This is a genomic window from Agriterribacter sp. (genome assembly GCF_035445465.1).
Classification (GTDB): Bacteria; Bacteroidota; Bacteroidia; order Chitinophagales; family Chitinophagaceae; genus Agriterribacter.
Genome location: NZ_DAOMQT010000030.1, coordinates 1 through 17,503 on the forward strand (window position 1 = coordinate 1; position 17,503 = coordinate 17,503).

20 protein-coding genes are annotated in these 17,503 nt (G+C 42.8%); 15 read left to right on the forward strand and 5 right to left on the reverse strand.

Annotated features, from left to right (window positions below; translation table 11 throughout):
- Positions 1-41 precede the first annotated feature (41 nt).
- The 12 genes from rplN (at position 42) to map (ending at position 6,876) form a co-directional block, all read left to right on the forward strand.
- Positions 42-410: a 50S ribosomal protein L14 gene (rplN, locus tag PLE34_RS14350; protein ID WP_116873575.1), complete on the forward strand. Its 369-nt coding sequence runs from the start codon at positions 42-44 to the stop codon at positions 408-410.
- A 96-nt stretch (positions 411-506) separates the two neighbouring features.
- On the forward strand, positions 507-842 hold the full coding sequence (gene rplX, locus PLE34_RS14355; protein ID WP_324558061.1) for a 50S ribosomal protein L24: 336 nt from the start codon (positions 507-509) through the stop codon (positions 840-842).
- Positions 843-890: 48 nt separating this feature from the next.
- A complete protein-coding gene (gene rplE / locus PLE34_RS14360; protein ID WP_324558062.1) occupies positions 891-1,460 on the forward strand; it encodes a 50S ribosomal protein L5 in 570 nt (189 codons plus the stop codon).
- Between the two features lie 2 nt (positions 1,461-1,462).
- On the forward strand, positions 1,463-1,732 hold the full coding sequence (gene rpsN, locus PLE34_RS14365; protein WP_152267160.1) for a 30S ribosomal protein S14: 270 nt from the start codon (positions 1,463-1,465) through the stop codon (positions 1,730-1,732).
- 70 nt (positions 1,733-1,802) lie between these two features.
- Positions 1,803-2,201, forward strand: coding sequence for a 30S ribosomal protein S8 (rpsH, locus tag PLE34_RS14370; RefSeq protein ID WP_324558065.1), 399 nt, complete (start codon positions 1,803-1,805; stop codon positions 2,199-2,201).
- A 131-nt stretch (positions 2,202-2,332) separates the two neighbouring features.
- The gene (gene rplF / locus PLE34_RS14375) at positions 2,333-2,887 is read left to right on the forward strand and encodes a 50S ribosomal protein L6 (protein ID WP_324558067.1); all 555 of its coding nucleotides are present in this window, start codon (positions 2,333-2,335) and stop codon (positions 2,885-2,887) included.
- 45 nt (positions 2,888-2,932) lie between these two features.
- On the forward strand, positions 2,933-3,286 hold the full coding sequence (gene rplR / locus PLE34_RS14380) for a 50S ribosomal protein L18 (RefSeq protein WP_324558068.1): 354 nt from the start codon (positions 2,933-2,935) through the stop codon (positions 3,284-3,286).
- A gap of 43 nt (positions 3,287-3,329) precedes the next feature.
- Positions 3,330-3,848 (forward strand): 30S ribosomal protein S5, encoded by a 519-nt coding sequence (gene rpsE / locus PLE34_RS14385; protein ID WP_324558069.1) that lies wholly within the window; start codon positions 3,330-3,332, stop codon positions 3,846-3,848.
- Between the two features lie 6 nt (positions 3,849-3,854).
- Positions 3,855-4,037 carry a 50S ribosomal protein L30 gene (gene rpmD / locus PLE34_RS14390; protein WP_324558071.1) on the forward strand — a complete coding sequence of 61 codons (183 nt, stop codon included), beginning with the start codon at positions 3,855-3,857 and terminating at the stop codon, positions 4,035-4,037.
- 168 nt (positions 4,038-4,205) lie between these two features.
- On the forward strand, positions 4,206-4,655 hold the full coding sequence (gene rplO / locus PLE34_RS14395; RefSeq protein ID WP_324558073.1) for a 50S ribosomal protein L15: 450 nt from the start codon (positions 4,206-4,208) through the stop codon (positions 4,653-4,655).
- 73 nt (positions 4,656-4,728) lie between these two features.
- Entirely contained in the window at positions 4,729-6,069 is a 1,341-nt protein-coding gene (gene secY, locus PLE34_RS14400; RefSeq protein ID WP_324558075.1) for a preprotein translocase subunit SecY, read from the forward strand.
- A 3-nt stretch (positions 6,070-6,072) separates the two neighbouring features.
- Positions 6,073-6,876, forward strand: coding sequence for a type I methionyl aminopeptidase (gene map / locus PLE34_RS14405; RefSeq protein WP_324558077.1), 804 nt, complete (start codon positions 6,073-6,075; stop codon positions 6,874-6,876).
- On the opposite strand, the gene PLE34_RS14410 is transcribed toward map, so the two are convergent.
- Positions 6,833-8,131, reverse strand: coding sequence for a 1-acyl-sn-glycerol-3-phosphate acyltransferase (locus PLE34_RS14410; RefSeq protein WP_324558079.1), 1,299 nt, complete (start codon positions 8,129-8,131; stop codon positions 6,833-6,835). The two genes, map and PLE34_RS14410, sit on opposite strands and share 44 nt — an antisense overlap.
- On the opposite strand from PLE34_RS14410, the gene PLE34_RS14415 reads away from it, so the two are divergent.
- Positions 8,117-9,382, forward strand: a complete 1,266-nt coding sequence (locus tag PLE34_RS14415; RefSeq protein WP_324558080.1) for a BaiN/RdsA family NAD(P)/FAD-dependent oxidoreductase — start codon at positions 8,117-8,119, stop codon at positions 9,380-9,382. The genes PLE34_RS14410 and PLE34_RS14415 overlap by 15 nt on opposite strands.
- A gap of 61 nt (positions 9,383-9,443) precedes the next feature.
- On the opposite strand, the gene PLE34_RS14420 is transcribed toward PLE34_RS14415, so the two are convergent.
- From PLE34_RS14420 to PLE34_RS14430, 3 genes are all read right to left on the reverse strand, one after another.
- Positions 9,444-10,385, reverse strand: a complete 942-nt coding sequence (locus tag PLE34_RS14420) for a hypothetical protein (protein ID WP_324558082.1) — start codon at positions 10,383-10,385, stop codon at positions 9,444-9,446.
- A gap of 211 nt (positions 10,386-10,596) precedes the next feature.
- On the reverse strand, positions 10,597-11,736 hold the full coding sequence (locus PLE34_RS14425; protein WP_324558084.1) for an agmatine deiminase family protein: 1,140 nt from the start codon (positions 11,734-11,736) through the stop codon (positions 10,597-10,599).
- A 58-nt stretch (positions 11,737-11,794) separates the two neighbouring features.
- Positions 11,795-12,670: a carbon-nitrogen hydrolase gene (locus PLE34_RS14430; protein WP_324558086.1), complete on the reverse strand. Its 876-nt coding sequence runs from the start codon at positions 12,668-12,670 to the stop codon at positions 11,795-11,797.
- A gap of 302 nt (positions 12,671-12,972) precedes the next feature.
- On the opposite strand from PLE34_RS14430, the gene PLE34_RS14435 reads away from it, so the two are divergent.
- Both PLE34_RS14435 and PLE34_RS14440 read left to right on the forward strand, forming a co-directional pair.
- Positions 12,973-14,451, forward strand: a complete 1,479-nt coding sequence (locus PLE34_RS14435; RefSeq protein WP_324558087.1) for a galactose-binding domain-containing protein — start codon at positions 12,973-12,975, stop codon at positions 14,449-14,451.
- Between the two features lie 204 nt (positions 14,452-14,655).
- Positions 14,656-15,849 (forward strand): hypothetical protein, encoded by a 1,194-nt coding sequence (locus PLE34_RS14440; RefSeq protein WP_324558089.1) that lies wholly within the window; start codon positions 14,656-14,658, stop codon positions 15,847-15,849.
- 234 nt (positions 15,850-16,083) lie between these two features.
- On the opposite strand, the gene PLE34_RS14445 is transcribed toward PLE34_RS14440, so the two are convergent.
- Positions 16,084-17,433 carry an aminotransferase class III-fold pyridoxal phosphate-dependent enzyme gene (locus tag PLE34_RS14445; protein WP_324558090.1) on the reverse strand — a complete coding sequence of 450 codons (1,350 nt, stop codon included), beginning with the start codon at positions 17,431-17,433 and terminating at the stop codon, positions 16,084-16,086.
- Positions 17,434-17,503: the final 70 nt, after the last annotated feature.

Consider the following 17,503-nt stretch of genomic DNA (forward strand, 5'->3'; position numbering starts at 1 on the left):
AATTTCAAATTTCAAATATCAAATTTCAAATAACTAAAAAGATGATTCAGCAAGAAAGCAGGTTAAATGTAGCAGATAACAGTGGCGCCAAAGAGGTGCTGTGTATCCGTGTACTGGGCAATAGCGGGCAGGATTACGCGAAGATCGGTGATAAGATTGTTGTAACAGTTAAAGATGCTATTCCTGCGGGCGGTATTAAAAAAGGAACGGTTACCAAAGCGGTTATCGTTCGTACCAAAAACAAATTACGGCGTAAAGACGGATCTTATATCCGTTTCGATGATAACGCGGTGGTATTGCTGAACCAGGCTGATGAGCCCAGAGGTACCCGTATTTTTGGGCCCGTGGCAAGAGAACTGCGTGATAAAGGATATATGAAAATTATTTCCCTTGCGCCTGAAGTATTATAGGAAGGTCTATGGGCTATTAGCCATGAGCTATTAGCAAATATGTTATATAAACCAACCGGCTGATAGCGGAGAGCTAACAGCCAAAAGCTAAATAAAATGAGCAAAAGATTTAAACCCAAGTTTAACGTTAAAAAGGGCGATTCGGTGGTCATCATTGCCGGAGACGATAAAGATGTAAAAAAGCCGCGCAAAGTGCTGGAAGTATTTCCCGATGAGGCCCGTGTGCTGGTGGAAGGCGCAAACATTATTACCCGTCATACCAAGCCTTCCGCGCAAAATACCAAAGGTGGTTTGGTGAAGAAGGAAGCCTCCATTCATATCAGTAACGTTAAGCTTTGGGATGCCAAAGGAAGCGAAGGGGCTAAAGTAAAACGTACCAGGGAGAACGGAAAATTAATTCGCGTATCCAAAAAATCCGGCGCTACCATTTAATGATGCTGTGAATTTGACATGATAGCAGCATAATAAATTTTTGACAACATGAGCACAACAAAATATACTCCGAGATTGGCCGATAAGTACAAAAAAGATGTTGTACCGGCTTTGATGAAACGCTTTGCGTATAAAAGCGTGATGCAGGTTCCGCAATTAGAAAAAATTTGTTTGAACCGCGGTGTGAACGGCGCGGTAAACGATAAAAAGCTGGTGGATATAGCGGTAGAAGAGCTGGCAACCATCACCGGCCAGAAAGCGGTATCTACCACATCAAAAAAGGATATCTCTAACTTTAAGCTGCGTAAGGGCGTGCCCATTGGTGCAAGAGTAACATTACGTGGTGTAAAGATGTATGAATTTCTTGACCGGCTTATTGCAGCGGCATTACCCCGTGTGCGTGACTTTAAAGGAATTAGTGAAAAAGCTTTCGACGGGCGTGGTAATTATACCCTGGGAGTTACCGAGCAGATCATCTTTCCGGAAATTGATATTGATAAGGTAAATAAAATAACAGGCATGGATATCACTTTCGTAACATCAGCCGCTACAAATGAAGAGGCTTATGAATTGCTGAAAGAATTAGGAATGCCTTTTAAAAATGCTAAAAAAGATTAATTATGGCAAAAGAGTCAGTAAAAGCCAGGCAAAGAAAAAGAGAGCGACTGGTTGAGCAATACGCCGAAAAGCGCGCTGTACTAAAAGCTGCAGGTGACTGGAAAGCGCTTGACGCGTTGCCCCGGAATTCCTCAAAAGTGCGTTTAAAGAACCGCTGCCAGGTATCCGGCCGTCCGCGGGGATATATCCGTTATTTCGGATTGTCGAGAATTGCTTTTCGCGATATGGCTTTAAATGGTATTATACCGGGTGTTAAAAAAGCAAGTTGGTAGAATTTGAGATTTCAAATTTGAAATCCGTCTGCCCTGAAAAAAATAATTTTGAACTGATTAATTCATAAAAATGGTAACAGATCCTATTGCAGATTTCCTGACCAGGGTGCGTAATGCGCAGATGGCGGGCCACCGTATTGTGGAAATTCCTGCTTCTAACCTTAAAAAACGTATTACTGAAATACTGTATGATCAGGGTTACATTCTCAAATATAAATTTGAGGAAGATAATAAACAGGGGGTTATTAAGATTGCCTTAAAGTACGATACACAGACAAAACAGCCTGCAATCAGGTCGCTTGAAAGAGTAAGCCGGCCGGGGCTGCGCCAGTATTCCAAGCCAACAGACTTTAAAAGGGTAATGAACGGACTGGGCATTGCAATCGTAAGTACATCAAAGGGCGTTATGACCGATAAGCAGGCTAAGTCGCAGAACGTGGGCGGAGAGGTGCTTTGTTATATTTGCTAATATAAAATGTGCCTCTGGCGGGGGGTACTTTATAATAAAAAGGCTGACTGATAATTTAAGTTCTCTATACGGAACTGAACACTTTCAACCGGATAGAATATCAAATTTTAAATTTTAAATCTCAAAATAACATGTCTCGTATAGGTAAACAACCCGTTGTAGTTCCTGCAGGTGTTACGGTTGTCGTTGGTGATGATAATGTAGTAACTGTAAAAGGTCCAAAGGGTGAGCTGAAGCAACCGGTTGACCGTGATATTAAAGTGGAAGTGAAAAACGGGGAGGTTAATTTTTTACGTCCAACCGACCAGATTCGCCACCGTGCATTGCATGGTTTATACCGTGCAATTACCGCCAACCTTGTTAAGGGGGTAACCGAAGGATATAAAAAGAACCTGGAGCTGGTGGGGGTAGGTTTTAAGGCCTCCAACCAGGGCAACCTGCTCGATTTATCTTTAGGCTTTTCACATAACATTGTTTTTGAAGTACCTAAAGAATTAAAAGTTAGTACCGCACAGGAAAAAGGGCAGAACCCCACTATTTCGCTGGAAGGTATAGATAAACAATTGGTAGGACAGGTAGCGGCAAAAATACGGAGCCTGCGTAAGCCTGAACCGTATAAAGGAAAAGGTGTGAAGTATGCAGGTGAGCAGCTTCGCCGTAAAGCTGGTAAAGCCGCTGGTAAATAATTTGAACATTGGATCCGGCAACACCGGACAAAAAATAAAAGAAAAATGGACGCTAAAGTTATCAGGAGACAAAAGATCAGATACAATATTCGCAAAACGGTATCTGGCACAGCACAAAGACCAAGGTTATCTGTTTTCAGAAGCAACACGGATACGTATGCGCAATTGATAGACGATGAGAACGGCGTTACCCTTGCATCTGCCTCTACAAAGGATAAAGATATCAAAGCGCAAAAATCACCGAAAGTGATACTGAGCAGCCTGGTAGGAAAAACAATTGCCACAAAAGCAGCGGCGCTTGGAATTAATACTGTTGTGTTTGATCGCGGCGGCTATTTATACCATGGCCGTATTAAGGCAGTTGCCGACGGCGCACGGGAAGGCGGATTACAATTCTGATTTTTTGATAAGTGAAATTATAATTACCAATAACAAGTTTATAATGTCAAAAGTAAGTTTAAACAAGGTAAAAGCCGGCGACATCGAGTTCAAGGAAAAAGTGGTTGCTATTAACCGTGTGGTTAAAACAACCAAGGGCGGACGGGCATTCAGCTTTTCTGCACTGGTTGTGGTAGGTAATGAAAACGGCGTGGTGGGACATGGTTTGGGAAAAGCAAAGGAAGTACAGCAGGCTATTGCCAAGGGTATTGACGATGCGAAGAAAAACCTGATCAGGGTACCTGTAATGAAGGGAACCATTCCGCATGATCAGTGGTCAAAAGAAGGCGCCGCCAAAGTACTGATCAAGCCTGCTGCCCATGGTACCGGTGTAATTGCCGGTGGAAGCATGCGTGCCGTACTGGAAAGCGCCGGTCTTACAGACGTGCTGGCTAAATCTTTAGGTTCCGCCAATCCTCATAATGTGGTAAAAGCTACTTTTAAGGCATTGTCGCTGCTGCGTGAACCCATAGCCGTTTCTAAAGACAGAAGAATTCCACTTAAAAAAGTTTTCAACGGATAATTAATCATGGCAAAGATCAAAATTACACAGGTTAAAAGCATTATTGACAGGTCTGAGCGTCAGAAAAAAACAATGGCTGCGCTGGGATTGAAAAAATTAAATGCTACTGTAGAAGTAGAAGCAACCCCGCAAATACTGGGCATGGTGAACAAAGTAAATCACCTGGTAAAAGTAGAGGAAGCTCAGTAATTTCAAATTTCAAATTTGAAATTTCAAATTATTAAAAGCGAGCCCGAATGTTTTCCGGGCGTTGAGTAAAAAAGATAAACATGAAACGCCCATATGATTTTTTCCGCACAGGGGAAAATATAAAGGGCGTTCCATCCGACAAAAATATAAAAAATTAAAAATATACGGATGAAACTGCATCAGTTACGGCCCGCAAAAGGCGCCACACATAAAGACAAACGTTTAGGCCGCGGGGAAGCTTCAGGGCATGGCGGCACTTCAACAAAAGGTAATAAAGGCCAGCAGGCAAGAACCGGCTATAAAAGCAAGATGGCGCACGAAGGCGGACAGATGCCCATCCAGCGCCGGTTGCCGAAACGGGGCTTTAAAAACCCTCATCGCGTTGAATACGCAGTATTTAACCTTGGTCAAATTGAACAATTATCGGCAAAGTATGATTTGCAGGAAGTTTCGGTTGAAAACCTGTATGTGAACGGGCTGATAAAGAAAAGTGAAAAGGTTAAGATTTTAGGTAATGGCGAATTAAAAAGCAAGCTCAGTTTTAAGGTAGATGCAGTTAGCGAAAAAGCTAAAGCTGCTATTGAAGCTGTTGGCGGATCTGTAGAAATAGTAAAGTAAATTTTCTTACCTTGCATAACGCATTTTAAATGGGTTATTTTCCATTTGGCGCTCAAACTAAAACGCACAATTCGTGAAGAAATTCATTCAGACACTGAAGAATATCTGGACTATTGAAGAACTGAGAGACAAGATATTGGTAACCTTACTGCTGTTATTGATATATCGTTTTGGCACACACATTGTTTTACCAGGTATTGATCCCAATAAACTTTCGGAGTTTTCACATAAAGCCAGCCAGGGTTTACTGGGACTGTTTGATACTTTTGCAGGCGGTGCATTTTCAAATGCCTCTATTCTTGCCTTAGGCATCATGCCTTACATATCGGCATCCATTTTCATGCAATTGATGACCATCATGGTTCCTAAAATGCAGAAAATTCAGAAGGAAGGCGATACCGGGAGAAAAAAAATCAATCAGTGGACCCGTTACCTTACTGCAGCCGTAACTTTATTGCAGGCGGGTACATTTGTAGCCTATCTTACCAATCAAAACCGCGATGCGCTTATTGAATCTTACCAGCCTTATTTTTGGATATCAACGGTAGTGCTGCTTACTTCAGGTACTTTATTTGTAATGTGGCTGGGAGAAAAAATTCAGGACAAGGGTTTGGGTAATGGTACTTCCATCATTATCATGGTAGGAATTTTGGCAAGATTACCTGAGGCATTGTTCCAGGAGTTTGCCGCAAAACAGGTGAGAGGCGGCGGTGGTTTGATTTTTTTCCTTATTGAAATTGCGGTGCTTATAACCGTTATACTTGGGCTGGTTATCCTGGTGCAGGGGGTAAGAAAGATACCTATCAATTACGCCAAGCAAATAGTAGGAAACCGGCAGTTTACGGGAGCAAGGCAGTTTCTTCCCTTAAAGGTAAATGCAGCCGGTGTAATGCCTATCATTTTTGCCCAGGCAATCATGTTCCTGCCTACGCTCATTTCCTTTTCTTCATTTGAAAGCGGGCAGGGTATTGCCAGGATATTTTCTGATCCCAGCAATACGTGGTATATGGTTGTATATGGCGTAATGGTAATTGCTTTCACTTTCCTTTACACTGCATTGATATTTAACCCTAAACAGGTTTCAGATAGCTTAAAACAAAGCAACGGGTTCATTCCGGGTGTAAAGCCCGGTCAGCCTACCGCCGATTATATAGGGCAAATTATGGATAGAATTACTTTGCCCGGTGCATTTTTCCTCGCTATTGCCGGTATATTACCTGGCCTTATTCAAAGAACCGGGGTTACGCCATTATTCGCATCGTTCTTTGGAGGAACATCTCTTTTAATTATGGTGGCTGTAATATTGGATACGCTCCAGCAAATTGAAACCCATTTGCTGATGCGCCAGTACGATGGATTAATGAAAAGCGGACGCTTGCAGGGAAGGCAGACCACATCACCCGTTTCGATATAAAAAATGGTTTACTATAAGACGAATGATGAGATTGAATTAATCCGGAAAAGTTGTTTATTGGTTAGCGCCACCTTAGCCGAGGTGGCTAACTTTTTAAAGCCGGGTGTTACTACTTTACAGGCAGATATACTGGCAGAAAAATTTATTCGTGATAACGGAGCCATCCCATCTTTTAAAAACTACAAAGGCTTTCCTTTTACTTGCTGTATCTCCGTAAATGATGCCGTAGTGCACGGATTTCCCAATAACGAAGCGTTAAAGGAGGGTGATATCGTATCTGTTGATGTAGGGGTATTTATGAACGGGTATCATGGCGACAGCGCTTATACATTTGCTTTGGCAGCCCTTGCTGATGATGCGAAGCAACTGCTTAGGGTTACAAAAGAATCTTTATATAAAGGTGTGGAAAAAGCCATTGCGGGTAACAGGGTAGGCGATATATCTTATGCCGTTCAGGAACATACGGAAAGAAAGTATGGCTACGGGGTTGTACGCGAGCTTGTGGGGCACGGATTGGGTAAACAACTGCATGAAGATCCGCAGGTGCCTAACTATGGCAAAGGGGGAACGGGTTTAAAAATGAAGGAAGGACTGGTGATAGCCATTGAGCCCATGATTAATATGGGGAAAAAAGAAGTATATTATGAGGAAGACGGCTGGACGGTAAAAACAAAGGATGGTAAACCTGCTGCGCATTACGAACATACGGTTTGCGTGCAAAAAAACAAACCCCACATACTGTCGTCCTTTGCTGAAATAGAGGCTAATGAGCGGGCGAACCCCTACCTTGACGCTTCTTATTATTAAATTCCATTCCGGTAATGAACGTTTGCATATATTTTCTCTCTGAAGGTGTAAGGGTAAGATGATTTTTAATTTTAAGCGTATACACCCAAAACTGTACAGTGCACCAGCCACAGAAAGGAATGGCTACAATCCATAACGTCAGGAGTATGCCGGTAAAATAAGCCAATAATACAGAAGCCAACAGAATATATAACGGGTAAAGCATGGTAAGCAATCCAAAAAGGAGCGCATCATAAAAGATCGTGTTTTTTGTTTTTGTTCTTACAAAACTATTTACCGGGAAGTAAAAAGGGCTGTTTAGTATGAACCCTGCCAGTGCCGGTATACAAAGCATCACTGCTGCAGGGTAGCTTCTGTAATAGCCGGTACGATGCGCGGGCAAAAAATACCTTTTTAATTTGTGGCGCAGGGTAGTTTCAAAAGCTGCTGCCGATAAAACGCCTGCCTGGTAATGAATATGTTTAATAAAGGTATTGCGGTTACCCTTATACGTTATATTGGTAATAAGGGTTTGCCAGATGTTTATGGCTTCTCTGTTATCCGTTTCAAGGGCCGGAATAAGTGAACGGAGCTCTTGAAACAACTGTGCGTTAAATGCCTGTTTCCACGCACCGGTATGATCCATGTGCCGGAGTCGTCCGGGATAAAAGATTTCCCCGGTTTGTATAATAATCGTTTTAGCCGGATGTTCATAATCGCTATAGGTTAATCCAGCGGGCACCACCTGAAGCGTTTGTACCAATTGCGGATCAAGCAGCGCGTGTTGTACAATTCTGGCTGTTCCGTTTTTTAGCGGTTTTAGCTTCCAGTCGTGCACGGTGATGCCTTCCGAAAAAACAATAATGATCCCGTTCTTTTTTAATATGTTCCTGCAAAGATCAATACTGTTGAAATTTTCTCTTAATTTTTCTTTTTCTTCAGATGCCCGGTAAACCGGTATGCCGTTTAAGCCTTTTAATAAAAACCGGAAGACGGGATTGTTGAACATATCACTCCTGATCGTAAAATGCACCGGTTGCCTGCACTGGCAGGCAATAACAACAGCATCCAGCATGGAGTTAGGGTGATTGGACGCAATGATTGCCGGTCCTTTGAGGGTATGCAGCGGAAACCCACATATGATTTTCCTTCTGAGAAAGAATAATAAACTGCACCGGGCAAGCAATTTTATGCAATAGTAAAACAAAGTAGCCTTAGCTTTAATTTTTAAAATGGACGGGGTTAAATTAGGTAAAAATAAATGAAGCAAAAACATTTGGTTGTAATTGGCGGCGGGGCAGCCGGTTTTTTTACCGCGGTAAATGCGGCCAGAATGAACCGGGCTTTAAAAGTAACCCTGCTGGAGAAGAGCGGCAAACTATTGTCAAAGGTAAGCGTAAGCGGGGGAGGAAGGTGCAATGTTACACATCATTGTTTTGAAATAGCAGAGATGATAAAGAATTATCCCCGGGGAGCCCGGTTTGTAAAGAAAGCGTTTCATCATTTTTTTACAACCGATACGATTAAATGGTTTGAAGAGAGGGGAGTAGCGCTCAAAGCGGAAAAGGATGGGCGGATGTTTCCCGTAACAAACCGTTCGGAAACCATTATTGAATGTTTAATGAAGGAAGCCAGCCATTACGGCGTTGATATACGTATGAATGTAGCGGTAAAGGAGATCAGCATGCCCGATGATGAACAGCGGATGCCTGATGCAGGGCAGAAAAGATTTCGTATTTATTTTTCGGATACGGGATTCCTGGAGGCTGATTTTGTATGTTTAGCCTGTGGAGGATATCCCAAAGCATCGCAGTACAACTGGCTGCAGTTCACCGGACATCATATTGAACCACCCGTTCCTTCCTTATTTACCTTTAATATGCCGGGCAACAGCATCACCGGCCTAATGGGTGTAAGCGTAGAAAAAGCGATCGTTAAAGTTGCGGAAACAAAGCTAATAGCGGAAGGCCCGTTGCTGATAACCCATTGGGGTATGAGCGGGCCCTGTATATTGCGGTTAAGCGCCTGGGGAGCAAAAGAGCTGGCGGCAAAGCAGTATCACTTTACACTGCTTGTAAACTGGGTGCCCGGATATTCGGAGCAGCAACTGCGCGGGGAGTGGGTGGTGTGGCGGCAGCAATATGGTGCAAACAAAATATACCTGCGTAATCCGTTTGCATTACCCGCCCGCTTATGGCACTACCTGCTTCAGCAAAGTAATGTTGCCGAAACGCAGCGCTGGAGCGAATTGCTCACAAAGCAGCAAAATACATTAATACAGCTCCTTACTGCCGCACCGTTTGAAGTAAAAGGAAAAACCACTTTCAAAGAGGAGTTTGTTACCTGTGGGGGGATAGATGTATCAGCGATAGAGGTAAACACCATGCAAAGTAAAAAGCATCCCGGCTTATTCTTCGCCGGCGAAATGATGAATGTAGATGGCATTACCGGAGGGTTTAATTTTCAGCATGCCTGGACAAGCGGGTGGATAGCCGCCAAAGCAGTTGCACAGATGGCCGGCATCTGAACTACCGGGTATCGTAACATGAAAATATTCCAGGGAAAAGCAATGCGTATAACGGTATGGGCTATCTGTTTTTTCGTTTTCCCGGAGCAGGTGTTATATCCAGCTTACCCTCACGCACCGGTCTTTCAACAGGCGCCTGGCCATCCTCCAGCTTAAAAGTAAATACTTTATCTATGTGCACCCATTTCCCGCTTTCCCATTTAAAGCCTTCGTAATCCCCGTCGGGTATGTAGGTATATTTTTTTGTGGGTTGGTTGTTTTCCGAGATCAGGTGGTCAAATATAATAATATCTAATTCCTCATCATACTTTATACTGGCATTTCCATCTTTTTTATATTCTATTGAAAACCTTGCCTGGACAGGTTTATGCAAGCTATCCTTTTCAAAGCTAAAGAAAGGACCTCCGAAAACGGGTTTGCCATTATTGAAGGTGAGCACCTCAATACGTTTTTTTGTGCTTCTGAAGCTGTTTTCATCGTAGCCTAAGAGCGTGTAAAATTTTTTGTTCTGGTAGGAGGTTTGAATAATTTTGTAATAAATGGCGCCAACCCATTCTTCGTTGTTCGTAATGGCATTTTGGATGTCTTCCACAAGCTGTGTTTTGTCAAGGAGCGGATATAATGCCAGAGAACCGTCTGCTGTATTCATTTGTATGGCGCCATGCCTGCGAAACGTTGTTTCATCCTGCACCAGTTGCCAGGTAAAAATGCGGAAGCTGCTGTCGGGCGCATATAGCCGGGATATGGTTTGAAGGGAATCAAAAGGGTAGGAAAAAGAATGCTTTTCTTTTAACGCTCTTACCAGCATACGGGTAAAAATACTGTCGGCGCGGAACCGTTCTGCTGCTTCACGGGCATTTACAATATCAAAAGCATAAGCCTTCATGGAGTCTTCACGCACAGCCATTTCTGTAAGAAAGCTGCTTTTACTGGTTTGGGAAAAAGCGCTAAGGCCGGTACTGACTGTGCACAATAAAAAAAAATATGGAAATATGCTTTTCATGCGTGATAATGTAAGATAACGAAATTACAAACAATGCTTTTTATGAACGGTAAATGAGGCTGCTTAGTGCTTAAAGTTTTGGTAAAACGGGTTTCAGGGTAGAGGGTGTAAGGTGTAAGGTGTAAGGTATAGGGGTGTAGGGTAGCCCTGACTATTCACTACTGACCACTCACTTTCTCACTTTCACCCTGTGATCCAAACTACAAACTTCCTACACCAACGGTTCCTGCTGGCTCAGGCAGTGAAAGCTTCCTAACCCCCATATAAGATCAGTTGAGTCTATGCCTACTACCTTTCGGTCGGGGAAGCAATCCCCGATAAGCTGCAGGGCTATATCATCCTGTCTGCACCGGTAGGTTGGAACGATAACCGCGGCATTGGCGATATAAAAATTGGCATACGATGCCGGCAGGCGCTGGTCTTCATAAACCACTGCATCGGGCATAGGCAGCTCAATAATATTAAGTTGTTTGCCATTGAGCAGGCGCATTTGCTTCAACTCCTTCAGGTTGGTTTGCAGGAGTGCATAGTTTTCGTCTGATTTATTTTCTTCCACAACCGTAAGCACCGTGTCTTCATTTACAAAGCGTACGGTATCATCAATATGTCCGTCGGTATCATCACCCACAATGCCCTCGCTCACCCATAAAATTTGTTCAACCCCATAGTAGTGGCGTAAATAGGCTTCAATTTGCTGCTGGTTAAGCTGTGGATTACGGTTAGGGTTGAGCAGGCAGGCTGTGGAGGTGAGCAGTGTGCCCGCACCGTTAAACTCAACCGAGCCACCTTCCATTACAATGCCGGGATGGAATACCGGGATGTTATATTCGTTGGCTATTAAGGTTGGAATAATATCATCTAAATTGAAAGGCGGATATTTGTTGCCCCATGCGTTATAGCCCCAGTCAACAATTATCTTTTTATGATCTGCTTTTGGATTGATAAGAAATGCCGGCCCGTGATCCCTGCACCAGGCATCATTGGTAGGATGCATGAAAAAGGCTATTTTGCTGATATCAACATCTGCCTCTTCAAGACATTTAATGGCAAATGACTTCATGGCTTCGTCATTTACATTAATGTTTACTTTTTCTCCCTCGCTTACTGCTTTAATAAATTGGGCATAATAAGGATAAATGTCATTTATTTTTCCCGGCCACGATGCTTCTTTATGCGGCCAGCTTAACCAGGTGCCGCTGTGTGGCGCAAACTCTGCCGGAAAATAGTAGCCCAGCTTTCCGGGTGTTTTAAAAAATGGAAGTCCCGGCGCTTCCGGGCCGGCGTCATGGATATTAGAAAATCCGGATGATTCGGCGTTTAATGAATACAGTGGGGTATATATGAAATCCAATTTTATTTTTTTGATGCTGTTTACAATAAGGAAATAGTGTCATTTATCTTCCCGGAAATTAATCCTCATCTATATATCTTTTTGTTATAGGCTGATAGCTGTCAATTCTTCGGTCGCGCAAAAAAGGCCAATGCGTACGGTACTGGTCGGTTTTTGCCGTATCGAGTGTAATTACATGCACTTCTTCCTGATCATGAGCTGCCTGGTATAATATGGTACCAAAGGGGTTGGCAACAAATGATCCGCCCCAGAATTGCATCGCACCGTTTTGCTCAAAACCTGTTCTGTTCACGCTTACCACGTGCACGCCGTTGGCTACAGCATGACTTCGCTGCATGGTTTGCCAGGCATTGTATTGTTCGGTGTTGGTGGCCTCATCCTGCGAAACAGCCCATCCAATGGCTGTGGGATAAAATAATATTTCGGCCCCCATAAGCGCCGTTATGCGTGCAGCTTCCGGATACCACTGATCCCAGCAGATCAATACGCCAATAGTGCCAAATTTTGTTTTGAATGCTTTATAGCCAAGATCGCCGGGCGTAAAGTAAAACTTTTCATAATAGGCCGGGTCGTCGGGAATATGCATCTTCCGGTATTTACCTAAGTAAGTTCCATCTGCATCAAGCACAGCAGTAGTGTTATGGTACAACCCTTCCGTTCTTTTTTCAAATAAAGATGCAATGATCACTACCCCGGTTTCTTTGGCTACTTTACCCAGCGCTTCCGTTGAAGGCCCGGGAACGGGTTCTGCCAGCTTAAAGTTTTCATATTGCTCCTCATCGCAGAAATAAAGCGAAGTAAATAATTCCTGCAGGCATACGATCTGCGCTCCTTTTTGAGCCGCTTCACGGATTTTTGTGATGGCTTTTTCCAGGTTCTCCGCCTTATTTGCTGTGCAGCTCATTTGAACCAGTCCAATGTTAATATTACGCATAATGATGACTTTAAAGAGACCGCAAAATTAACCCTAATATTTAGTATAGCGCTTATTTCCTATTATGCCTTACGCTTATATATTATCAAAATATTTTCTGCCATTTTTCTGAGTTTTTGGCTTTATCGCCTTTCTTTTAAAGTATCATATTAATTAATTGGTAAGTACTAAAAAATTTAAGTATTTACACTTAATGTATGTTAAATTATGTTATTTTTATAGGTATATACTTGTATTTAAATAATAAAATACACTTATAAAACAATTGTGCTTGTCTTCTCACTAACCAAACTTTAACGTTTATGACACTAAAAATTTACCCTTTATTTTTTTTGTTCTTTATTTCACTTTTATTGGCCGGTACCACAACGGCGCAAACCAATATTGCATTAGGAAAGAACGCTTATTCTTCCTCAGATGAAAGCGGCGCATTGTTGCCGGTAAATGTTACGGATGGAAATTATGGCACCCGCTGGGCGAGTACCTATGCAGACAATCAATGGATCTATATTGACCTGGGTCAGCAGTACGACTTTACCGAAGTAAAATTATTTTGGGAAACAGCATTAGGCCGCGATTTTAATATTGAAGTTTCGGACGATGCGCTTGGCTGGACAGTTGCAGCAGGTATAACAGGCAATATCAGCCTGAACAATACAATGGATATCAGCAGTTTCTCCGGCCGGTTTATAAGGATGCATGGGTTGGTGCGGGGAACAGCCTGGGGTTTTTCTTTATATGAGCTTGAAGTGTACGGTACACCGGCCGTTAGTGTTCCGGTAGTAAACCTGGCTTATCTTAAAACAGGCACTTCGTCTTCAAATGAAAATGGCAATAATATTCCCGTTTGGGCTTTTGACGGGTTAGGAACAAATGTTATTAACGGAAAGGCGCGTGATGGAAATAATGTTGAATACAGGCGCTGGTCAAGCGTTTATAATAATGATGAGTGGATTGCTGTAGACCTCGGCGCATCATATGAAATAACGGAAGTGAAATTATACTGGGAAGTAGCGAACGGAAACAGTTTTAATATTGAAGTGTCTCCCGATGGAACGAACTGGTCGGTTGCAGCTTCCATAACCGGTAACACCTCAACCCAATATATTAATGATATAATTATAAACCCTTCAGTTTCCGGCCGGCATGTAAGAATGCACGGCATAACCCGTAATACCGGCTATGGCTATTCTTTGTATGAATTTGAAGTATTCGGTCTCAATACCATTCTTCCCATTGTGCTTACCGATTTCAGGGCAGTAAAAAAAGACAGGAGTGTTCAGCTAACATGGAATGCGGGCATGGACAAGGAAAGCCGGTTTAATATACAACGCAGCGGTAATGGCGCAGATTTTACCACAATAGGTACCTTGTATTATCCTTCAGGAACCAATGGTATTTCCAGCAGCTATGGTTTTAAAGATGAATCCCCGCTTCCGGGTGTAAACTATTACCGGTTAGCTTATACGGAAACCGGTGAGAAAACATTGTATTCCGATGTTTTGAGTGTTCGGTTTACGGAAGAAAGAAATTTTGTTGTTTCTCCCAATCCCGTGGCAGGAAATATAATACGTGTTGAATTAGACAGGGCAGTGCAAAACAAACTTACGCTCCGGCTGCTTACCATTACCGGTAAAATAATTGAACAGCAGGAAGTGAGTGCAAACAGTAAAATAGCAGAGCTGAAGCTGAATAAGCATCTTAGCGCAGGTACCTATGTATTGCAGGTGCTTGAAGGAAATCAGCCTGTACGTTCAAGGCAGATCCTTATTAACAGGTAAACAGTTTCCTGCTTTCCCTGATTTTTCAGCGACCGGTTTGTATAGCCTGTCGCTTTTTTTATATTTATTTCAAATCACTTTCCGTCCTGACTAAGGCGCCTGATCAAACAGAAAAGCAATTACACGCAAAAAATGGAGTGAAAAAATGAACATTTATATTATACATTTATTGAAACAACAAATGAGCAATCTTAACCAATGTGTATGAAAATCCGAAATAACCTGACATTATGCTTATTGCTCTTTGCTTTATGGGGTTGTAATGCTTTTCAGAAAGGTCAGCAAGCCGGTAACAATAATGAACAGTTTTCCATAAACAGTCTTCCTCATAACATCTACATCGAAGATGGTAATTTTCATGTACAGGGCGTTGCTGTTGATACCAAACGCGGGTATGCTTATTTTTCGTTTACAACAAGCCTGGTAAAGACCAACTTAAAGGGAGAGGTCATCGGGAGTGTGGATGGCTTCCTGGGGCACCTGGGCTGCTTAGATATAAATCCCGGAGACGGACGTATTTATGCCTCGCTGGAGTATAAAAATGATAAAATAGGGAAAGGGATTTTACAGGGATTGGGAAACAAATTGACATCAGGCGACAATGAAGAAAATTCTTTCTATATCGCCATTTTTGATGGAGAAAAAATAACCCGGCCGGGCATGAATGCTGAAGAAAGCAATATTATCAGCACTGTTTATTTAAAAGAAGTGGTTGACGATTATAACACAATGGTAACGAACAGGGGAAAGCAAACAAAACACCGCTATGGATGCAGTGGTATTGACGGTATTGCTTTCGGCCCTCAGTTTGGACAAAAGCAGGGAAAGAACTTACTGAACCTCGCTTATGGCATATATGGTGATACCTCACGCACCGACAACGATTACCAGGTAATTTTGCAATACGATGTAAACAGCTTACAGCAGCACGAACGCCCCCTTTCGCAAAGCCGTTTTAATGTAACCGGGCCGGACAAACCTCTTAACAAATATTTCCTTTACACCGGAAATACAACGTATGGTATTCAAAATTTAGAATATGATGCGAACACCGGGTATTGGTTTGCTGCCGTTTATCCCGGGAAAAAACCAGGCTTCCCCAATTATAGCCTGTTTGCAATAAACGGCTCCGAAAGCGCGGAGCTGCAGGCATTAAAAGGGTTTGATAACAGTGAGAAGGGCAAAGTGTTGCAACTGGCAAAAGCCGGTATATATGATGAGCAAAGCGGTATATACGGGTGGCATTATGCATGGGGCGCTACCGGCATGCATTCGCTGAGTAACGGCTATTTCTATATCTCTCAAAACGGGACTACGGAAAATAAAAAGCAATATTGCAATCTTCAATTGTACCGCTGGACAGACCAGGCATCCAACCCGTTTGAAGCGGTAAAATAATAGCGCGCGGACATACCAGCAACTTGCTAACAATAGAATAGATAATTCAGTTCTATTGTTGGTGAGGCCATGGGCAAATGCCTTAACACCGCCAACAACGGTGCTAATGGCGCTGCATTTTTTATGCGTGGTTTCCGGTTATGATAATGATTTGTTGTGTAGCTTTCTTTCCGGGCGTAAAGACAGGTTAATGGAATTATATGACTTTTATAAATGACGCCAGTTGCAATAAATTTATGCATAACAATGCCTGTCTGCAATTTTCAGCGCTTCAGCAATAATGCTCAATCCTTCATCAATTTGTTCAGCAGTAATACAAAGCGGCGGGGCGATAAAAATATAATTCCACCGTACAAAAGTATACATGCCGAGTTTTCTCAGACAGGTGGATACCTCATTCATTATAGTCATTTCTGATGGTTTTGCATTATATGGAGCCATTGGCTCTTTTGTAATACGGTTCTTAACCAGCTCAATACAACCGAGCAAACCGGTATTTCTAAAATCACCGATGCTGGGGTGAACGGATTGCATTTCCTTTACACGCCTGTCAATATACTTTCCCATCTCTGCCGCGTTAGAAATCATGTTTTCGTCTTCATAAATTTTTAATACTTCCAGCGCCGCAGCGCAACAAACCGGGTGTGCGGAATAGGTTAGCCCAAGCCATAATACCTGATCATCAAACCGGGCAGCAATTTTATCGCTCACCATCAGCGCTCCAAGCGGTAAATAACCTGCCGTTATTCCTTTTGCCGTAGCAATCATATCAGGGATCACATCATGAACATTTACGCCAAACCAATCACCGGTTCTTCCAAAGCCACTCATTACTTCATCTGCAATAAACAGGATGTCATATTTGTCGCAGAGCGCTCTTACCTGCATCAGGTATCCCTCGGGATATTTGATACAACCCGAAGTGCCGCTTTCTCCCTCCATAATAATGGCTGCGATCGTTTCAGGACCTTCAAACTGTATTACACGCTCAATGTGAGTTACGCATTCCCGTCCACATAAATCAGGTCCTGGTTGCGACCATGGACAGCGATAGCAGTAAGGATCTTCCAAATGAACGATATTTCCAACCTGTTGACTGTCGTGCGGTATTTTTCTCGGATCTCCGCCTGCGCTCATGGCACCATAAGAAGCGCCATGAAAAGCACGGTACCGGGCCAAAATTTTATGTTTGCCTGCATACAGCCTTGCTAACTTAATGGCATTTTCGATGGATTCTGCACCACCTGTAGTAAATAAGGTTTTGCTTATTCCCGGCGGTGCAATTTCAGCCAGCTTATTGCCGAGGTTACCGCGGGCTTTTGTAGCGCAAGACGGTGTAACATAGCTCACCTGGTTCATTTGCTGTAACACCGCAGCGGCAACCCGCGGGTGCCCGTGCCCAATATTGACATTCATTAACCCGGATGAAAAATCAAGGTATTTTTTCCCTTCATAGTCATAAAAATAAACACCTTGTCCTTTCTCCACCAGTATAGGATTAATTCCTTTTTGCTTACTCCATGAAAACAGGGTATAATCCAGGTTATCGCGGAGTATATCTGAATACAGTGTTTGCTGAGGCATATTTTCAGTCATTTTGATAATATAGATTGCTTCATTTTTTTAATTTAACCCCGTGTTTTCCTATGATCTT

Coding starts and splice junctions, on each gene's coding strand:
- rplN (WP_116873575.1), top strand. CDS start 42: ATGATTCAGCAAGAAAGCAGGTTAAATGTAGCAGATAACAGTGGCGCC.
- rplX (WP_324558061.1), top strand. CDS start 507: ATGAGCAAAAGATTTAAACCCAAGTTTAACGTTAAAAAGGGCGATTCG.
- rplE (WP_324558062.1), top strand. CDS start 891: ATGAGCACAACAAAATATACTCCGAGATTGGCCGATAAGTACAAAAAA.
- rpsN (WP_152267160.1), top strand. CDS start 1,463: ATGGCAAAAGAGTCAGTAAAAGCCAGGCAAAGAAAAAGAGAGCGACTG.
- rpsH (WP_324558065.1), top strand. CDS start 1,803: ATGGTAACAGATCCTATTGCAGATTTCCTGACCAGGGTGCGTAATGCG.
- rplF (WP_324558067.1), top strand. CDS start 2,333: ATGTCTCGTATAGGTAAACAACCCGTTGTAGTTCCTGCAGGTGTTACG.
- rplR (WP_324558068.1), top strand. CDS start 2,933: ATGGACGCTAAAGTTATCAGGAGACAAAAGATCAGATACAATATTCGC.
- rpsE (WP_324558069.1), top strand. CDS start 3,330: ATGTCAAAAGTAAGTTTAAACAAGGTAAAAGCCGGCGACATCGAGTTC.
- rpmD (WP_324558071.1), top strand. CDS start 3,855: ATGGCAAAGATCAAAATTACACAGGTTAAAAGCATTATTGACAGGTCT.
- rplO (WP_324558073.1), top strand. CDS start 4,206: ATGAAACTGCATCAGTTACGGCCCGCAAAAGGCGCCACACATAAAGAC.
- map (WP_324558077.1), top strand. CDS start 6,073: ATGGTTTACTATAAGACGAATGATGAGATTGAATTAATCCGGAAAAGT.
- PLE34_RS14415 (WP_324558080.1), top strand. CDS start 8,117: ATGAAGCAAAAACATTTGGTTGTAATTGGCGGCGGGGCAGCCGGTTTT.
- PLE34_RS14410 (WP_324558079.1), bottom strand. CDS start 8,131: ATGTTTTTGCTTCATTTATTTTTACCTAATTTAACCCCGTCCATTTTA.
- PLE34_RS14420 (WP_324558082.1), bottom strand. CDS start 10,385: ATGAAAAGCATATTTCCATATTTTTTTTTATTGTGCACAGTCAGTACC.
- PLE34_RS14430 (WP_324558086.1), bottom strand. CDS start 12,670: ATGCGTAATATTAACATTGGACTGGTTCAAATGAGCTGCACAGCAAAT.
- PLE34_RS14435 (WP_324558087.1), top strand. CDS start 12,973: ATGACACTAAAAATTTACCCTTTATTTTTTTTGTTCTTTATTTCACTT.
- PLE34_RS14440 (WP_324558089.1), top strand. CDS start 14,656: ATGAAAATCCGAAATAACCTGACATTATGCTTATTGCTCTTTGCTTTA.
- PLE34_RS14445 (WP_324558090.1), bottom strand. CDS start 17,433: ATGCCTCAGCAAACACTGTATTCAGATATACTCCGCGATAACCTGGAT.